This is a genomic window from Marinomonas foliarum, from assembly GCF_016906065.1.
GTDB classification, from domain to species: Bacteria; Pseudomonadota; Gammaproteobacteria; order Pseudomonadales; family Marinomonadaceae; genus Marinomonas; species Marinomonas foliarum.
This window is the reverse complement of sequence record NZ_CP070273.1, coordinates 3,352,431-3,370,598: the sequence shown is the minus strand read 5'-3', so window position 1 is coordinate 3,370,598 and position 18,168 is coordinate 3,352,431. Positions and strand designations below refer to the sequence as shown.

Below are 18,168 nucleotides of genomic sequence, written 5' to 3'. Positions count from 1 at the left end.
TGCAAAACAGACTAGCTAAGCTCTATGCATCTACTTACTAAAATCAATAACAATATGACTTAATAGAACTAATGAGTCGTAAAGGCGACGACTAAACGTCAATTAGCCGGAGAAAAATAATAATGACCGTGCCCATAATTATCGCCATTGATGAAGGGACTACAAACGCGAAAGCCGTCTGTATTACCCAAAATGGAGAAATCATTGCTAAAGGATCCGTTTCACTGACGATCAGCCACCCTAAAGCGGCTTGGTCAGAACAAGATCCGAATGAAATAATAACAGCTGTATCTAGCGCCATTGACCAAGCATTAGCGCAAATACCTAATGCCGATGTCAAAGCAATCGGCATTAGTAACCAGCGTGAATCTATTTTGGTGTGGGAGCGAGCAACAGGTAAAGCTATTACGCCTCTCGTTAGTTGGCAATGCCGTCGGTCAGCCCCTTTTTGTGAAACACTGGCTAAGAGTGATAACGCATCACGGGTACAAATAAAGTCAGGCCTACCAATCGACCCTCTGTTCCCAGCAGCAAAATTACGCTACATGCTAGACAATTTAACAGATGGCATGTCTCGTGCTGAATCCGGAGAGCTCTGTGCTGGCACTGTCGATACCTGGTTAGCATGGAATCTAAGTGGCAAACAAACATTCTGTACTGACGTATCCAATGCTTCTCGAACCCAGCTGTTTAATATCTACACTCAAAGCTGGGATGACGAACTCCTCGCTGTATTTGGCATCCCTAAAGCCTGTTTGCCAAACATCATGCCATCTTCTGGCCATCGTGGAGAAACACTTGGCTTTGACAATCTAGCCGATGGTATTCCATTGCTATCGCAAATTGGTGATTCACATGCCGCACTCTATGGTCAAGGTGGATTTTCCCCTGGAGCGATCAAGACGACCTATGGCACAGGCAGTTCGTTAATGACACCTATAGCAGAACTTAGCCAGAGTACAGATTTTAGCTTAGGACGCACAGTTGCTTGGAATGATGGGGCTCTGAGCTATGCGCTTGAGGGTAACATTACTCACACAGGTGCAGGAGTTGGTTTTATGTCTAAGCTCCTAGGTATCAGCGACTTAAGCGAATTTTCGAACTTAGCAGCGTCCACTAAAAATAATGATGGCGTCTATTTCGTTCCCGCACTTTCAGGCTTAGGTGCGCCACACTGGAACTCAAAGTCGCGGGGGTTAATAACAGGCTTAACTGACAACTCCAGCCCTGCCATTCTAGCCAGAGCAGCACTTGAAGCTATAGTGTTTCAAGTAGCTGACGTTTTCTATTTAATGGAAAAAATGGGCGGCGTGAAACTTGATACATTACTGGTAGACGGAGGTCCCACGCGAAATCACTGGTTAATGAAATTACAAGCAAACCTGTTACAAAAAACAGTTATACGCAGCCTTACCGAAGAGCTATCAGCAATGGGTGCAGGTTATTTAGCAGGCAGAGCGTTAGGTTGGTGGTCAAGCCGAGAACAACTCGCTTCACTCAAACGTGATATTGAAATTATCGAACCTACTAGCAAACAAAGTGACCTAATAAATAGCTACGCAGGCTGGAAAGAAGCAGTAGAACGCACGCTCTACAAAACGAATTAGAAAGGATGTAAAAGAACAAAGCACAATAACCACGTAGCTATAGTTTATTTGGGGAATCCTTACAATTTAGCTTGATATCTCTTCACTGCTGATTCAGCAAGATCCAGTAAACTAAGAGCATACAAGCGTTATTTGGAATGTTTTGCATAAAAAATCATATAGGATTTAAGATGCTAATTGTGAATATTTATTCTAGTATACTACTCGGATTTTCCACTCCATAGACACAACGTGTAACTAGACCCCAAATGCGGCAATCAGATACAGGTAACTAACCTACGTAACCTGATGCAAAGCCCGCTGCTCAGGAGAACATTATGACGACACAAAGCGAATTACGCCTGCTGGTTAAAATTGCCAGCCTCTACTACAACGAAGGCAAAAAACAGTCTGAAGTAGCGCAGTTGTTAAATGTATCTCAATCCCAAGTCTCACGTGCTCTTACCCGTTGCCTGAAAGAAGGACTTGTAAAAATCTCCGTCGTTCAACCGCCGAATATCTTTATTGGTCTTGAGCACCAACTTCAGCAACTTTATGGGTTAAGACAAGTCATTGTTGTTGATGTTGATGAAGAGCCAAGCGATGATCAAATCAAACGAGCCATAGGTTCGATGGCAGCCCACTATCTACAAACAACATTAATGAAAGATGAATTAATCGGCATTTCATCATGGAGCACTACCATTCGAGCCATGATTGATGCATTACACCCGCTAAAAATAAGTGCTTCTGGGGTTATTCAGCTTATGGGCGGAGTGGGACAAAATGGTAACTTACAGTCCACCATGCTCACTCAGTCACTGGCCAACATTCTTGGCTGCGAATCCTTTTTACTTCCAGCATTAAGTATCGAGCGTTCTGTTGAAGACAAACAGCGCCTACTGCAGAGCATTGAAGTAGCCAATGTTGTAAATAAATTTGATGAAGTAGACTTGGCAATTGTAGGGATAGGTTCAACAGAGCCATCGTCTTTATTACGCAACTCAGGCAACTATTACCACGAAGAAATGACTGAACTATTAAGTAATCGCGGTGCGGTTGGCGATATTGGCCTACATTATTACGATAAAAACGGCGTAGCAATACTTGCAGAAGACGAAGATCCAGTTATTTCAATGCAACTAGAGCAGCTAAGAAAATGCCCTCGTGTCGTTGGTCTTGCTGGAGGAAATGAAAAAGTGTCATCTATTCATGGCGCTTTAAAAGGAGGCTATTTAGATGTGCTGATCACAGATAGGATTACCGCTAAAGCCTTGCTTGAGTTAGATGACTAATAAGATGCCTTGTCTACGACTTAGGAAGACACTAATTCTCTAACATCACCACCTGTAATTTTTCATAAGTAGACTAAAAATACCTCCTTATATTTCCGCACCTGCAAGTGCAAACAAGGACACTCAGGGAAGTCCATACTGCTCAACAATTTCTGTTCCAAAATGCCGAAAAATTTAAACTATGGGTATTGGAAACAGCTAAAAAGCAGCATATTTCTCACTCAGTAAAACACAACCTGAAGTCAATAATAAAAAAGCTTTCAGAGTACCAAAAACCGTAAGGTTCGGGAGTACACTGAAAGCTTCTATTTTCTAAAAACTGCGCTTTACTTGTTTCGCTCCCCTCTGAGAGCTATAACAATGCAGTAGCACATAAGTAACATTAAGATAGAGAACGGAATAGCTGTTGCTGTTACCCCCGCCTGAAGTGCTGATAAGCCACCGCCGATCAACAATACGATAGCAATTAAGCCTTCTACTACAGCCCAAAATATACGCTGTGGACGCGGTGCATCAACTTTGCCGCCAGACGTTATGGTGTCGATAACTAACGACCCAGAATCTGAAGAGGTTACAAAGAACACCAGCGCTAAAATGATACCTAAAATTGATGTCATACCAGGTAGTGGCAATTCATTTAGCATACCAAAAAGCGATAGTTCAGGGCGATAGCTGTCTATCACGTATTCTTTGACCAAACTGTTACTCGGGTCAGCATATAACTGATCCAGTGCAATACCACCAAACACCCCCATCCAAATAAAGATGAACAGGCTTGGAACAATCAGTACACAAGTAACAAACTCTCGAACAGTACGACCACGTGATACTCGTGCGATGAACATGCCAACAAATGGCGCCCAACTAATCCACCAAGCCCAGTAGAATACAGTCCATCCTTGGCGATATGCATCATCATCACGACCAAATGGAGCTGATAAGGGAATAAATTCCGTAACGTACTTAGTTAACCCCGTCCAGAAGCCGTTTAGACCTACCAAAGTTGGGCCTGCAAACAATACAAATAGGAAAAAGAGTACAGCCATGACCATATTTATCTCAGAGAGTTTTTTTACCCCTCCTTCTAGTCCACGCCATACTGACACCAATGCAAAGGCCGTCACTAATGTGATTACAATCACTTGAGTTATTGTGTTGATTTCCATACCGAATATGAAATTCATTCCAGCGTTTGCCTGTTGTGCACCAAGTCCTAGCGATGTCGCCAAGCCAAAGAGTGTAGAAAATACGGCGAGAATATCAATTAAGTCGCCCCACCATCCCCAAACTCGATCACCAAGAATTGGAAAAAAAACTGAACGAATTGAAAATGGCAAACCTTTGTTATACGTGAATATACCTAGACCTAGAGCCATGATAACGTAGACAGCCCAACCATGAATCCCCCAGTGAAGGAAGGTTCCGGCAATCCCCATGGCGGTCGCTTCTTCAACAGCGCCTGAGATAAGCTCTCCATCGGGGGAAAAAGGAGATGTGATACCTAAAGGTAAAGATACGTTGCCGTGATATGCAGGCTCCAACACACTGAAGAATAACAACCCGATTCCTATACCTGCAGTGAACAGTAATGCAAACCAAGATAAGTAGCTGTGATCAGGTTTGGCATTTTTCCCTCCAAGACGGACTGAGCCGTAGGGGGAAATAGCAAGAAACACACAAAATAGTATAAAAAAGTCAACAAGGCCTAAGAAATACCAATCCAGTGTTTTGGTTGAGAAAGACACTATAGATTGAAAGAGATTACCTGCTTCTGCTGGAAAAACCAGAGTAAGTATAATAAAAATGATGGATGTAAGGGCGGATATGATGAATACTCGGTTGTGGATATCAAACCCTAATGGTCCAAGTGAACCTACAATGTTGTCTTGCCCGACAACATAAGCTGTTTGCATATCACTTTTATTATTGGTGGGGTTGGGGTTGTTTATATCAGTCATCTGACAACCCCCCTGCGTATTGTAACTTACATTCTAGGTAAAACCTTTTTTGAGTCATATGTGTTCCTTATTTAAATCAGTTGATTTAATTTTTATTCTAGTTATTTAATTACTATTTACTTTTCATCCTTCCCAAATTATCTTTCCATTTTTATCTATATCCAAAATCTTGATAAAACTAATTAATAAACTGCTTATTTAGTCTTTTGTAGATTGATTATTAATGTTGAAATTAGATTCATCGCTATTTGTATTCGAAATACGTTACTCGATAATGAGCAACATTTAGAAGCTTGTAAACTAAGTAGAAACTAATGGTTAACATAAGTTTTTCTTATGCTAAGGATTTTTCCTAGGGAGCATGCGATCAAGTCGAAGTCTAAGTCGAGATGCACGCCATAACATTCAGAAAAGCCAATAGCTGCCCCCTTTCTACCACTAAACAAGGTAATTGAGCCTAGTTTAGTGGTTTTTTTAACGGATTAACCCCTTGCGGATCGGACCATCAGATAACTCGAAACACGTTTGCAAGAGCAAACAACATGGCGAGCCTGTTGTCGTCGTTCGCCAGACCTCGATAGATGTTTTTTTAAAGCTTAACTGGCACTTTATGATCCGTTATGGGGGTTCTACTCTTGCAGGGATGCTGACTTTGAGATATTCCATTCGGATTCGTTGTTTGTTTATTTTCGGTTTTTTTGAGAAGACGCACTTTAACCTTACTTAGCATTTCGACAATCAACCAATCTGCTTTCATACCTCTGAGCTCTGCTCGTTTTTATGCATCTCGATAAATAGAATCCGCAGCTGTGAAAGCTTATACAGGAGTTTTTTCCGGCGCTTTAAAAAGGGGAAGTTTCAGGAGTCTAAAGTTGATGGGATTGAGTTTTATCATTTTCAGATACAAAAAAGCCGAACACTGGGTTCGGCTTTCGTAACTTACACTCACGAATTAAGTGTAGTAAGTATAATTTTACTGTAAAAAAGAGTGGTAGGACTAAGCAGATTCGAACTGCTGACCTCTACCATGTCAAGGTTACTCTGAATATTCCCTCACATGACAATGAACTACTTTATATAATATATTCAATGCCTTAGTAAACACACATCCTTTGAATCAAAGCAATATAAGGCAATAAAACTCTATATCAGGGGATTTTGGCCTATTTTGATCCCATCTTGGCCCATGACCTCTACACTTCGAATCAAAGCATCTCAAATTACCCCATACTTTAAAGGCCAAAATACCCATAAATGCATAGTTTCAATTGCTTTGAATCAAAGCATACTTTTGGACATTTTTGTTGCTTTGATTCGTAGTAAAATTGAATTTCAGTGGGATTAAAGCCTTCTCAGCACTATAAAAGGTCTACAAAAAATAACCTATAACGTATTATTTTGTAGACCTAAAACATTGTCACCCCAACCTTTCAGGTCTACACTTTAATACATCTAAAGTAATAATACGTAGACCACTATGAGTAAAAAAGAAAAACTACTGTCCGTACTATCTGATGCTACTAAAGCTGGTGGCGGTGTTCATACGTCGACAGAAATAGCATTTATGCTCGGCGAAAAGCATACCCCTGCCTTTACAAAGTTCCTCACAGATTGCGTAAAAAACGGTGTCTTACGAAGAGTAGCAACGGGTATTTTTGAAAGTACAATTACTCCGCCTGATGGATCAACGGCCATTTACAAGATTGTAAATAAGCTCAGAGGAGATGTATTTAACTATATCAGCCTAGAGAGCCAACTTAGCTATACAGGCGATATTTCACAAATTGTTATGGACAGACTCACTGTGATGACAAAAGGTAGAAGTGGTATTTTTCCGACACCTTATGGCGTCATTGAGTTTACACATACAAAAAAAACGATCGAGACAATCGCTCCTAATATTTATTTCGATTCAGATATAAAAATGTATCGGGCCAAAACAATCCAAGCTCTTATTGATTTAAAAAACTGTAATCGAAATCTGCACATGCTGGAGGCATAACATGCTCAAAGAAGTCATAAAGCAAATTGTTAACACCAATCCTGAGCATGCAGGGATAACACCTGTTATAGAAAAAGAAATATTGCACCATGATATTATGGCGGTCATGGTAAAACAGGGAGTTATGCAATCACTAACTTTTATTGGCGGCACATCACTTCGCTTATGCCACAACAGCTCTCGATTATCTGAGGATTTAGATTTTAATGGAGGGCATGACTTTAAACCTGATGACTTTGATGGTTTGGAAGTCGAGATTCAAAAATACATACAAAAAAAATATGAAACAGAAGTCTGGGTAAATAAGCCAAACCAAGACAAACAAGGAGACACATCTTCTTGGAAAATTAGTATCGAAAAAGAAGCTAACCGCCCTGACCTACCACGTCAAAAAATGCATATAGACATTTGTGCTATCCCTTCTTTCGACATTGAGAGAAGACCACTGATAAGTCATTACGATGTCGTCGTTCCGACAGAAGGACTTTTGATCCCAGTTCAGTCGTTAGAAGAAACCTTGGCAGATAAATTCATTGCTCTAGCATACCGTTCCAGACGTATTAAACCTCGTGATGTTTGGGATATTCTTTGGATCAAGCAAAGAGGTATTGACGTATCCATAGAGCTGATCAACAAAAAACTTGCGGCAAGAGAAAAAACAAAAGCTAACTTCATAGAGTCGCTTACCCTTCAGGTCGAAAAATTACTCAACGAAGAAGAGGTAAAAGCCGACTTCAACAACGAAATGAGCCGTTTCATTCCAAGTCAAATTAAACAGCGAACAATTGATAATCCAGAATATTGGCAATACGTGCAACTTGAAATTAAAAGCATGACAGACCCGATACTCAAACCTGACTTACAGACAAAGAAATTTGATATGGGACTTTAAACAGTATGGGCTTCCCATACCTCGCCAAGGCAAAAGCTTGGTACGATGTCTCATATAGATACTTTAAACATTGGGCTGCTAACACATATATTCCATGGCGAGCGATCAAACCGCACTTGGATGATGCCATGAAAAAAGCGAGAAGCCTTTGGCCTAAGAACCTACCAATGAACAAAAGCTAAAACAACATTGGCAGAGACTGCATGAGGATGTTCGAGTTTGATACTGTCTAGTAAAATGAGGGAAGTCCACATCAACATAAGAAATAGATAAAAAATACCGGCAATTAGCCGGTATTTTAAGAAAGATGCCCCAACTATTAGCTAGGCATTTTTGTAGTACGTAAGTAAGGTAGCTTAACGTTTATTTCACCAAATTTTTCTTTCGCTTGTTCATCATTTAACGACAAAGAAACAATAACATCTTGTCCAACTTCCCAGTTTGCAGGCATTGCAATCGGCACACCGTAGCTTGCTTGTAATGCATCAAGCGCTCGTAACACCTCTGCAAAATTTCGGCCGACAGACATTGGATAAGTCATAGAAAGCTGCAGTTTCTTATCAGGACTAATAATAAACACAACTCTCACGCTAGCAGAATCAGCCGCGGTGCTACCATCTGGAAGATAAGCGTCAGCTGGTAACATATCTAAAGCTTTCGACACATCACAAGACTCATCGGCAATGATAGGGAAGCTGGCTTTCGCACCAGAGAAAGACTCGATATCCGCTTTCCATTGCTTATGTTCTTCTACCCCATCTACTGACAAACCGATTACTTTTGTACCACGCTTTTCCCATTCAGCAGACAGTTGTGCTACAGCACCAAACTCAGTAGTACATACCGGTGTGAAGTCTTTAGGATGACTAAATAGAATGGCCCAACTATCACCAATCCAGTCATGTAATTTAAAAGTACCTTGATCAGTTTCAAGCTCTAAATTTGGAACAATATCGTTTATACGTAGTGACATGGTATTTACCTCATAAATGACTTTATATTAGAAAGATCTAAATTACACAAACAATATAGAATAAGTTTATAACCAAATAGAAATATACTTTTACTATAAGTTTAATAGCACTAATAAATACCTTTGTGAAAACAGCTTTCCTATGCCACTAATTTTCTAACTTTCGATACAAAGAGCGAAGACTGATACCCGCCACCTTTGCGACCTTATCTTTATCATGTTGGAAAATCGTCATTAACTCAGCCAAATAGTTTTTTTCCGCCGTTTTAAGGTCCACTAGGTGTGGCTCTTCCTCCCCCTTGGTGATGGTTTTTTTTACATCAAGGAATGCATCATCGTACTCCTCATAATCGATACTCAGGCACTCATCGATTGTGACAACATCAATAATATTAGTGTCAGTCAGTACGATTGCCCGATTCAAGATATTGCTGAGTTCACGAATATTGCCAGGAAAAGAATGTCCCTTCAGCCGCTGTAGAGCGGAGTCAGTAAGGTAGTATTCTTTTTGCTTACTGATCCTATTCAATAAGTTTGATACGAGAAGAGGAATGTCTTCCATTCTGTCTCGTAGGGTTGGCACATAAATCGGGAAAACATTAATTCTATAAAATAGGTCCTGTCTAAAGGATCCTTCGCCTACCATTTTCATCAAGTTTTTATGGGTCGCACAAATTAAACGAAAGTTTGTATGTTTAACGGTGGCCGACCCTACCGGACGAAATGTACCTGTCTCAATCAAACGTAACAATTTAACCTGCATGGAAAGTGGCACATCCCCTATTTCATCGAGAAATAATGTTCCACCGTTAGCCAACTCAACAAGACCCGTTTTATTATTGTTTGCGCCGGTAAAAGAGCCTTTCACATGACCAAACAATTCACTCTCGAACAAGGAATCGGTCAATCCAGCGCATTCTAGGGTCACCAAGGATTTGGATTCTCTACCACTGGATTGATGAATAGCCTGAGCAACCAACTCCTTACCAGTACCAGACTCCCCCAACAATAAAACTGAAGCGTCACTTTTACTCACTCTCGTGATTTTTTCTAGCATTGCGTTAAAGCGTTTACTTCTGCCAACTAAGGTACCGTTTTCATGACCGACACTTGTAACCGCAACGGGCTTTAATAATTCGATAAAGAACTGCGGCTTTCCGTCGTCGTCAAAAATTGGCAGCATTTCAACATCAACGTGTTCTTTGCCACGGGGAGTTTGATGGATATGCAATACTCTTTCTTTATGTCCAGACGCTAATACCGCGGATAAGGGACAGTCTTCTCCAGCATCGTCACAAGGGACGCTGTAACCGTGAGATACCTCATAACAACGAGGTGAAGCCTGAATCGAAACATCGCCAAATTCTTTTCTGTAATTTTGATTCGTAGCTAATATTTGATAATCCAGAGACACCAAGATCGCTGGGCAATCATAACCATCTAACATCTGAGCTAGGTGTTTATAAGAATAAGCATCAGTCGCAATAACCTGCATCATAAAACCGCCATTTTTGTCAAAACTTATGTCATTTATGTCAATTTCTGCGCTATCAGTCAATTCTAAATTCATAAATAACAGGAAATTAAAAAATAAAACACATATATCAATAACTTATATAGTTATATTGAATTGGCATAAATCGTGCTATGTTTTAAACATGCAATATTTCTAATATTCAAATTAAAACCAGAGGAGATACTATGATGGACACTTCAAATAAACCGCATGTCGCTGCTTTTTTTGAAAAAGACTCAAATACTTTTTCATATGTCGTAAAGGATCCTAAATCAAATAACTGCGCAATCATTGATAGCGTACTTAACTTTGACTATGCCTCCGGTGGCACCTCGAACTCCAGTGCCAACGAAATCATCGCCTATGTAAATGAACATAATTTACATGTTGAATGGATCATCGAAACTCATGTGCATGCAGATCATCTTTCTGCCGCACCTTATTTAAAATCAAAACTTGGCGGAAAGATCGGTATTGGTAAACAGATAACCATCGTCCAAGAAACATTTGGCAAGGTGTTTAATGAAGGCACCGAATTTGAACTTGATGGTTCACAGTTTGATCACCTATTCCACGATGGCGAACAATATCAAGTTGGCGAATTACAATGTACTGCAATGCACACACCGGGACACACTCCGGCCTGCTTTACTCATGTGCTAGGTGATGCAGTTTTTGTTGGTGATACCTTGTTCATGCCAGATGCTGGAACAGCGAGAGCCGATTTTCCTGGCGGAGATGCGGGCGTGTTATACGACTCTATTCAAAAAATACTGGCTCTTCCTGAAGAGTATCGAGTCTTTATGTGCCATGACTATTGCCCTAATGGTCGCGAGTTGGAATACGAAACAACGATTGCATCACAAAAAAACGACAACATTCATGTGAAGAAAGACATTGAGAAAAGCGCCTTTGTTGAAATGCGCGGAAGTCGCGATAAAACCTTGTCGATGCCTCGCCTGATTCTGCCCTCTTTGCAAGTCAACATGCGAGCAGGGGATTTCCCAAAAGCTGAAGAAAATGGCTTGGTGTACCTAAAAGTTCCAGTTAACGCGTTCAAATAACGATAACAACGACAACAATAATCGAGAGGACAGCAACATGCTTCGCAAACAAATAACTGAGAATTTTTCTGTATCTGAACAAATCACCTTAAATGACGTTGAAACCCTTGCTCAAGCAGGGGTTTCTCTGATCATTTGTAATCGACCGGATAATGAAGAAGCAGGACAGCTTGCTTTTGCCGACGTGAAAGCATTTGCAGCCACTAAAAACATACAGGCCGTTCACATCCCTTTTTCTGCTGGTCAGATGCAAGACTCAGATGTTGCTCTGTTTAAACAAGCTATTAGAGAAAGCCATAACATACATGCGTATTGCCGAACGGGAAATCGTTCATCTATTATTTGGCAAGCTGCTCAGCAAACAGAAAACAGCGACAGTCAAACGCAAAATGAAACCTTTGATGTGGTTATTGTAGGAGCAGGAACCGCAGGTATTGCAACGGCTGCAAGTATTCTCAAACGTCAATTGAATACTCGAATCTGTTTAATTGACCCTTCCACAAATCACTATTATCAGCCGGGTTGGACATTGGTTGGTGGCGGCGTTTTTAAAGCCAATGCTACTCGCAGAAATATGTCTGACGTTATTCCCAAAAATACCAAGTGGCTACGAGAGTCCGTTGAGCATTTTCAACCTGAAAACAACACCGTCAGCCTAAGCAATGGAAAAACCATTGCTTACAAGCAACTCGTCGTCGCAGCCGGCATAAAATTAAACTGGGAGGCGATTGAGGGTCTGACGGATACCTTAGGTTATAACGGAGTTACGTCAAATTATCGCTATGATTTGGCTCCGTACACTTGGGAGCTAACCAATAATTTGAAGAGTGGTAAAGCCATTTTTACTCAACCACCTATGCCGATAAAATGCGCCGGAGCACCACAAAAAGCCATGTACTTATCCTGTGACCATTGGTTTAAAACAGGCAGATTAAACAAACTTAATGTGTCGTTTTACAATGCTGGGGCAGTTTTGTTTGGCGTTTCCGAATATGTTCCTGCTCTTATGGAATATATTGAGAAATACCAAGTCGATACACACTTTAAGCATGAGCTAGTAAAAGTAGATGGCCCTAATAAAAAAGCCTTCTTCTCCTGCGTTGATGAAGAAGGGAATACCAGTATTATCGAAGAAAGCTTTGATATGCTTCATGTCTGCCCACCACAAACAACGCCAGATTTTATAAAAAACAGCCCTTTAGTTGACAATGCAGGCTGGGTCGATGTTGATAAAGAAACCATGCAACACAAGTCTTTCTCTAACATTTGGTCTCTTGGTGACGTATCAAATACGCCCAATGCAAAAACCATGGCGGCGGTTCGTAAACAAGCCCCTGTTGTCGCACAAAATATCGTTAATGCCTTACAGAGCAGACAAGAAATCGCTATTTATGATGGTTACGGCTCCTGCCCTCTAACGGTTGAAAAAGGCAAAATTGTCTTGGCAGAATTCGGATATGGCGGTGTTCTCATGCCAACCTTTCCGAATTGGTTAAACAAAGGGACCAAAGCAACCAAGTTGGCTTGGATTTTAAAAGAAGACCTTTTACCTTCTTTCTATTGGCATGGAATGCTTAAGGGCCATGAATGGTTTGTAAAACCTAAAATGCGTAAATAACGGAGAATATAGAATGTTTTTAAGCTTGCTCCCAATAACAGCTTGGTTAAAGAGTTATAACCACAGTAAGTTTGGTCAAGATGCCACGGCGGCGTTTATCGTCACCATGCTATTAATACCTCAGTCGTTAGCATATGCACTTGTCGCTGGCGTTCCGCCAGAAGTCGGCTTGTACTCCAGTATCTTACCTTTAATTCTGTATGCTATTTTTGGAACAAGCTCTTCATTATCCGTCGGTCCAGTGGCAGTCGCCTCTTTAATGACAGCCTCTTCCTTGGCTAACGTTGCAGAACAAGGCACCGCCAGCTATTTAACAGGAGCGATTACACTCGCACTGTTATCTGGCATCATATTACTTGGGATGGGAATGATGAAATTAGGTAAAATTACTAACCTGCTTTCCCATCCTGTCATTTCAGGCTTTATCTCTGCCTCTGGCATCATCATCGCCTTAAGCCAGTTAAAGCATATCATGGGCATTAGTGCTCACGGAGATAATGTTGTTTCTCAGATTATCAGCATGTCTGAGAGCATTACTGAGATAAACCTTTATACTTTGGCGGTTGGTCTATCCGTTATCCTGTTTTTATTGCTCGCAAAACGCTATGCCAAGTCATTTTTTATGGCACTAAAGTTACCTGAAACATACGCTGCTCCTCTAGCCAAAACCGCACCTATTATGGGGGTTTTAGTCAGCATTATCGTGGTATACTTATTTGATTTGCAATCTCATGGTGTCGCGATAACAGGAAGTATTCCAGCAGGATTGCCTCAATTCGGTTTATCATTACCATCCTTGTCACTGTTACAAGAGCTTACTTTGCCAGCCCTGATGATTTCTATTATTGGCTATGTTGAATCCATTTCTGTTGGTAAAACACTGGGGGCAAAACGCGGCGAGAAAGTAAAACCAAATCAAGAGTTGATTGGTTTAGGAGCAGCAAACCTAGCATCGGGATTTTCTGGAGGCTTCCCTGTAACAGGCGGTTTTTCTCGTTCTGTGGTCAATTTTGATGCAGGAGCTGTGACCCAAATGGCGAGTGTCATGACGGCGATTGGAATCTTGATTGCTTCTCTTTTTCTAACCCCGATACTTTATTTTTTGCCAAAAGCTACTTTAGCAGCAACGATAATTGTTGCCGTATCTGGCTTAGTCGATTTTTCGATTCTAAAGAAAACTTGGCATTTCTCACGCAATGACTTCTATGCTGCTTTTTCTACCATTGCGATTACCTTATTGCTGGGTGTGGAAATAGGTGTGGCTTCTGGCGTCATTTTATCAATTTTATTGCGTTTATCTCATTCGTCTGAACCTCATATTGCCGAAGTTGGACTTATTGAAGGCACAGAGCACTTTAGAAACGTGCAGCGCCATACAGTAAAAACCTTTCCTCATTTATTGAGCTTGCGCCTTGATGAAAGTATTTTCTTTGCTAACTCGGCGTTTCTCGAAGAAAAAATTATGAGCACAGTTCAAAATAGGCCTGGAATCCAACACATTATTATTCAATGCAATTCAATCAGTGAAATTGATTATAGCGCACTTGAGATGCTCGAATCCCTTAACCAACAGCTTCTAGAGAAAAGCATCAAGCTTTCCTTATCTGAAGTGAAAGGCCCTGTCATGGACAAGCTAAAAGAAAGCGATTTTATTGAGCATCTAACTGGAGATGTTTACCTAACGCATTATCAAGCGTTCAAAACATTGTCTTGAATATCAATTAAATTATATGAAGACAGAAACTATAAGATTAAAAAAGTATCACCAACTCATAAAACAAGGCGATGCTTTAAAAAATCTTTTCATTTTAAAAAGCGGTTCAATAAAAGAAGTTATCATTAATGAAGATGGTAGTAGTTTTATCACTAAATTTTATTTTAAAGGTGACGTTCTAGGCTTAAATTCAATCGACCTTGAGTATCACCCGACGTCATTTTTAACTTTAGAAGACACAATCGTTGAAAAATTTAATTTTCAAGAACTGCTATCGAACAGTGTGTCATTTCATTATTTTTTTACCAAGATGAGTGAGAGTGTTACCGAATATACAATAAGGAAAAGAGTTTTCACTCAAAAATCCGAAGGTAAAATATCTTCTTTACTGTTAGAGCTCTTTAATAAAAACCCAGATTCCCCCGACTACTTTAATATGTCAATGACAAGAGAGGATATAGCAAACCACCTAGGCCTAAGCGAATTTACCGTCAGCAGAATATTAAGCAAACTACAAAAAGAAAGCATAATTGAAATAAAAGCAAAAAGCAGAAGTATTAAACTCATTGACAAAAAGAAATTGGAAAATAGGAGTCTCTAACATGATCCCCAAAAAATACCTAAAAATTGTCACTCCATTACTGATGTCAATATTAATGGTAACCATAATGACGGCAACCATAACAATAATAAATACAGGTATCACAGAAGGTTTCTTAGAGAGATGGGGGAAAGCTTATTTGATTTCTTGGCCTATCGCACTCTGCATCATCTTTATTTTTGGGAAAAGAATACAAACGCTATCACAAAAAATCTGTAGTAAATAATCTATTAAATTAACTCAAGGATAAAATAATGAAATACACTGAAAAATTTCAAACTATGGCCACCTTCGCTCAGTCTCAAGTTGAAGGCATAACACCCGACTCTGTAGATGATCGCATTCTAGCAGGCGCTATTGCTCTAGACATTCGGGATTCTGATGAACATATCAATGGTCACATCAAAGGCTCAATGAATATTAGCCGAGGGAAGTTAGAAATGCTAATTGAAGATCAAATCCCAAATTTAAACACAGAAATTTTATGCTATTGCAATGCCAATAACCGAGGAGCACTGTCTGCGGCATCACTAAAATCAATGGGTTATAAAAATGCAAAATACATTGCTGGTGGATTGAACGCATATAAGAAACTAGCTTAAACTAAAGTCTTATTTGTCGATGCAGTCAAATTAAACTCCATGCTTTGAGACTCTAAAAAGCTAAATACACGTCTATAATGCAGCTGAATTCTAAATTTTCTTCTACTAAACAAGATAATTAAACCTTGTTTAGTCGCTTTTAAAGCGGCTTTACTTTTGAAAAGCTTTCCTTTCGAAGAAAATGGGAAGGAACACGAGAAAGGCTTTTTAATCGCCCTTTTGCGTTTTCCTATAATATAGTTTTGCGGCGCTAGGCAAAAGTTACCCGCTCAGCCTTTCCCAGAATTAAAAATCGGAAAAATGCTCCCTCACCAAAGCCAATCAGAGGAAACAAAAATCAGACACATAAAAAGTCTCGACCTTTTAAAAAGATCGAGGCTTTCAAATATGGTAGGACTAAGCAGATTCGAACTGTTGACTGAATGGCCATCTCTATGCACTTACACTAATCATTAAGCCCGAAAAAAGAAACTCTTTAATTGCCTTAAACCAAAATAGCAACTAATATACTTCTACTCCATAAAAAGCAACTTATTAGTTTCCTTATGATAAATCTACTACAGCAAATCAAAAATCGCCGTTTAGCACTGAAACTCAAGCAGAATGACATGCTAATGCGTGTTGGCATTTCAAGGCAGCAGTACCAGCGGCTTGAAGCAAAGGGCAACCCAAGACTCGATACGCTTGAACTGATTGCTAAGGGCCTAAATAGCGACGTCATGCTGATTCCAAAAGAAAAGCTGAATGCTGTTTTAGCGGTTCTTGAAAATGATGGTAACAACACATCTTTACCGCACAAACAGCCTGATCATTCTGATGAACAAAAAAAACTATCGGATGATCCATGGAAAGGACTATTAGAAGATGGAGACGAATATGACAACGGAAATTAGTGTTCTTAAGTTGACGTTACATGGCCATCTAGTGGGATATTTGGCGGGGGCAAAAAATGGACGTAATCTTCTTTATTTTGCTGAAAGCTATCAATCAAGCACAACACGCCCTACTTTTAGCTTAACCACCCATCCAAATTTTCCACGTGCCGATAAAATGCTATCTGAGCCATGGGCAACAAACCAACGTCTGCATCCTATTTTGTCCAATCTATTGCCTGAAGGTTCTCTGCGAGAGCTAATCGCTCAAGGGCTCAAAACCCATGTAGATAATGAGTTCCATATTTTATCTTATCTCGGTATGGATATACCGGGCGCATTAGTCGCTGAACCGATGGAGCCTGAAGATGTGCCTCTACATTTATTCTCATCTCATGGCCAAGTAAAAGCAGTTAAATTAGACAAACTTAGCCAAGAAAACAAGTTCTCCTTGGCAGGCGTTCAAATGAAGTTTTCCATGAAGGAAAAAGACGGTCGATACAATCTATCGAAAGATAATGTGCTTGGCGATTGGATTGTGAAAACACCTTCCACTAAACACAAAGAAGTCCCCGCCAACGAGTTCACAGCCATGACTCTCGCTTCCCTCATTGGTGTAGATATTCCTGAAATAAAATTGGTCGAGATAGGCCAATTAGATAACCTTCCACAAATCAACCTTCCAGATGAAAAGTTGGCCTTCGCCATAAAGCGGTTTGACCGACATGACGACCAACGTATTCACATGGAAGACTTTACTCAAGTTCTGGTGAAGTACCCACATGAAAAATACAATTCAGGCAACTACGAACAAATAGCAAAAATCCTGTATCAGTTTTCTGGTGATAGTATAAGTGATGTCCAGCAACTTGCTCGTCGTTTACTCGCCAACATCCTATTAGCAAACGGCGACGCCCATTTGAAAAACTGGAGTTTACTCTATTTAGATCAAGTAACCCCCAAACTCTCGCCTGCTTACGACATAGTCACCACCAGTGTTTATATTGAAAACGAACAACACTTTGCCCTTAACCTTGCAAAGACAAAGGCTTGGTACGATGTCTCATATAAACACTTTGAACATTGGGCTACTAAATCAGATATTCCATGGCGAGCGATCAAGCCGCATCTGGACGATGTGATGGAAAAAGCCAGAACACTTTGGCCGAACGCGCTAAAAGACCTACCAATGAATGAAGATCACAAACAACAGCTAAGACAACATTGGCAAAGGCTTCATGAGGATTTTCGAGTTTAATACTGTCTAGTAAAGTCTGGGAAGTCCACGAATCCAACAACACTTTTAATAAACACGGAGCTCAGTTAAGTAGACACTTAGATAGCTTAGACTTATTAACAAGTCACTTCTCGACTAGTTTGAATCGATAATTTTTTGGTAAAACCTTGATTTACATTGAGATAAGTACAGCTAAGGAACACATGATCAGGTCGAGACTAATGCATATAAAATGTGG

General features: G+C 40.2%; 15 protein-coding genes. 12 read left to right on the top strand and 3 right to left on the bottom strand.

Annotated features, from left to right (window positions below; all coding sequences use genetic code 11):
• Positions 1-122: 122 nt before the first annotated feature.
• Entirely contained in the window at positions 123-1,607 is a 1,485-nt protein-coding gene (locus JSY38_RS15640) for an FGGY family carbohydrate kinase (RefSeq protein ID WP_110571598.1), read from the top strand.
• A gap of 317 nt (positions 1,608-1,924) precedes the next feature.
• Complete coding sequence (locus JSY38_RS15635) at positions 1,925-2,881, top strand: sugar-binding transcriptional regulator (protein ID WP_110571597.1); 957 nt, start codon at positions 1,925-1,927, stop codon at positions 2,879-2,881.
• A 326-nt stretch (positions 2,882-3,207) separates the two neighbouring features.
• On the opposite strand, the gene JSY38_RS15630 is transcribed toward JSY38_RS15635, so the two are convergent.
• Complete coding sequence (locus JSY38_RS15630) at positions 3,208-4,839, bottom strand: BCCT family transporter (RefSeq protein ID WP_239543997.1); 1,632 nt, start codon at positions 4,837-4,839, stop codon at positions 3,208-3,210.
• Positions 4,840-6,316: 1,477 nt separating this feature from the next.
• On the opposite strand from JSY38_RS15630, the gene abiEi reads away from it, so the two are divergent.
• Both abiEi and JSY38_RS15620 read left to right on the top strand, forming a co-directional pair.
• Positions 6,317-6,841, top strand: coding sequence for a type IV toxin-antitoxin system AbiEi family antitoxin (gene abiEi, locus JSY38_RS15625; RefSeq protein ID WP_205114043.1), 525 nt, complete (start codon positions 6,317-6,319; stop codon positions 6,839-6,841).
• 1 nt (position 6,842) lies between these two features.
• A complete protein-coding gene (locus JSY38_RS15620) occupies positions 6,843-7,733 on the top strand; it encodes a nucleotidyl transferase AbiEii/AbiGii toxin family protein (RefSeq protein ID WP_205114041.1) in 891 nt (296 codons plus the stop codon).
• 319 nt (positions 7,734-8,052) lie between these two features.
• Here the strand turns inward: JSY38_RS15620 and JSY38_RS15615 are convergent, their stop codons facing one another.
• Positions 8,053-8,706, bottom strand: coding sequence for a peroxiredoxin (locus JSY38_RS15615; RefSeq protein ID WP_205114039.1), 654 nt, complete (start codon positions 8,704-8,706; stop codon positions 8,053-8,055).
• A gap of 148 nt (positions 8,707-8,854) precedes the next feature.
• On the bottom strand, positions 8,855-10,204 hold the full coding sequence (locus JSY38_RS15610) for a sigma-54 interaction domain-containing protein (RefSeq protein WP_239543996.1): 1,350 nt from the start codon (positions 10,202-10,204) through the stop codon (positions 8,855-8,857).
• Positions 10,205-10,407: 203 nt separating this feature from the next.
• Between JSY38_RS15610 and JSY38_RS15605 the strand changes: the two genes are divergently transcribed.
• The 8 genes from JSY38_RS15605 (at position 10,408) to JSY38_RS15570 (ending at position 17,951) form a co-directional block, all read left to right on the top strand.
• On the top strand, positions 10,408-11,286 hold the full coding sequence (locus tag JSY38_RS15605; protein WP_168827367.1) for an MBL fold metallo-hydrolase: 879 nt from the start codon (positions 10,408-10,410) through the stop codon (positions 11,284-11,286).
• 37 nt (positions 11,287-11,323) lie between these two features.
• Positions 11,324-12,904, top strand: coding sequence for a bifunctional protein tyrosine phosphatase family protein/NAD(P)/FAD-dependent oxidoreductase (locus JSY38_RS15600; RefSeq protein ID WP_205114038.1), 1,581 nt, complete (start codon positions 11,324-11,326; stop codon positions 12,902-12,904).
• 13 nt (positions 12,905-12,917) lie between these two features.
• Positions 12,918-14,618: a SulP family inorganic anion transporter gene (locus tag JSY38_RS15595; protein ID WP_168827380.1), complete on the top strand. Its 1,701-nt coding sequence runs from the start codon at positions 12,918-12,920 to the stop codon at positions 14,616-14,618.
• A gap of 16 nt (positions 14,619-14,634) precedes the next feature.
• Positions 14,635-15,219, top strand: a complete 585-nt coding sequence (locus JSY38_RS15590; protein ID WP_205114036.1) for a Crp/Fnr family transcriptional regulator — start codon at positions 14,635-14,637, stop codon at positions 15,217-15,219.
• 1 nt (position 15,220) lies between these two features.
• Positions 15,221-15,445 carry a DUF2798 domain-containing protein gene (locus JSY38_RS15585; RefSeq protein ID WP_205114034.1) on the top strand — a complete coding sequence of 75 codons (225 nt, stop codon included), beginning with the start codon at positions 15,221-15,223 and terminating at the stop codon, positions 15,443-15,445.
• 28 nt (positions 15,446-15,473) lie between these two features.
• On the top strand, positions 15,474-15,821 hold the full coding sequence (locus JSY38_RS15580; protein ID WP_168827386.1) for a rhodanese-like domain-containing protein: 348 nt from the start codon (positions 15,474-15,476) through the stop codon (positions 15,819-15,821).
• A 545-nt stretch (positions 15,822-16,366) separates the two neighbouring features.
• The gene (locus tag JSY38_RS15575) at positions 16,367-16,714 is read left to right on the top strand and encodes a helix-turn-helix transcriptional regulator (RefSeq protein ID WP_205114032.1); all 348 of its coding nucleotides are present in this window, start codon (positions 16,367-16,369) and stop codon (positions 16,712-16,714) included.
• Positions 16,698-17,951, top strand: a complete 1,254-nt coding sequence (locus tag JSY38_RS15570) for a type II toxin-antitoxin system HipA family toxin (RefSeq protein WP_205114030.1) — start codon at positions 16,698-16,700, stop codon at positions 17,949-17,951. The genes JSY38_RS15575 and JSY38_RS15570 overlap by 17 nt, the downstream gene beginning before the upstream one ends.
• The last annotated feature ends 217 nt before the right edge of the window (positions 17,952-18,168 follow it).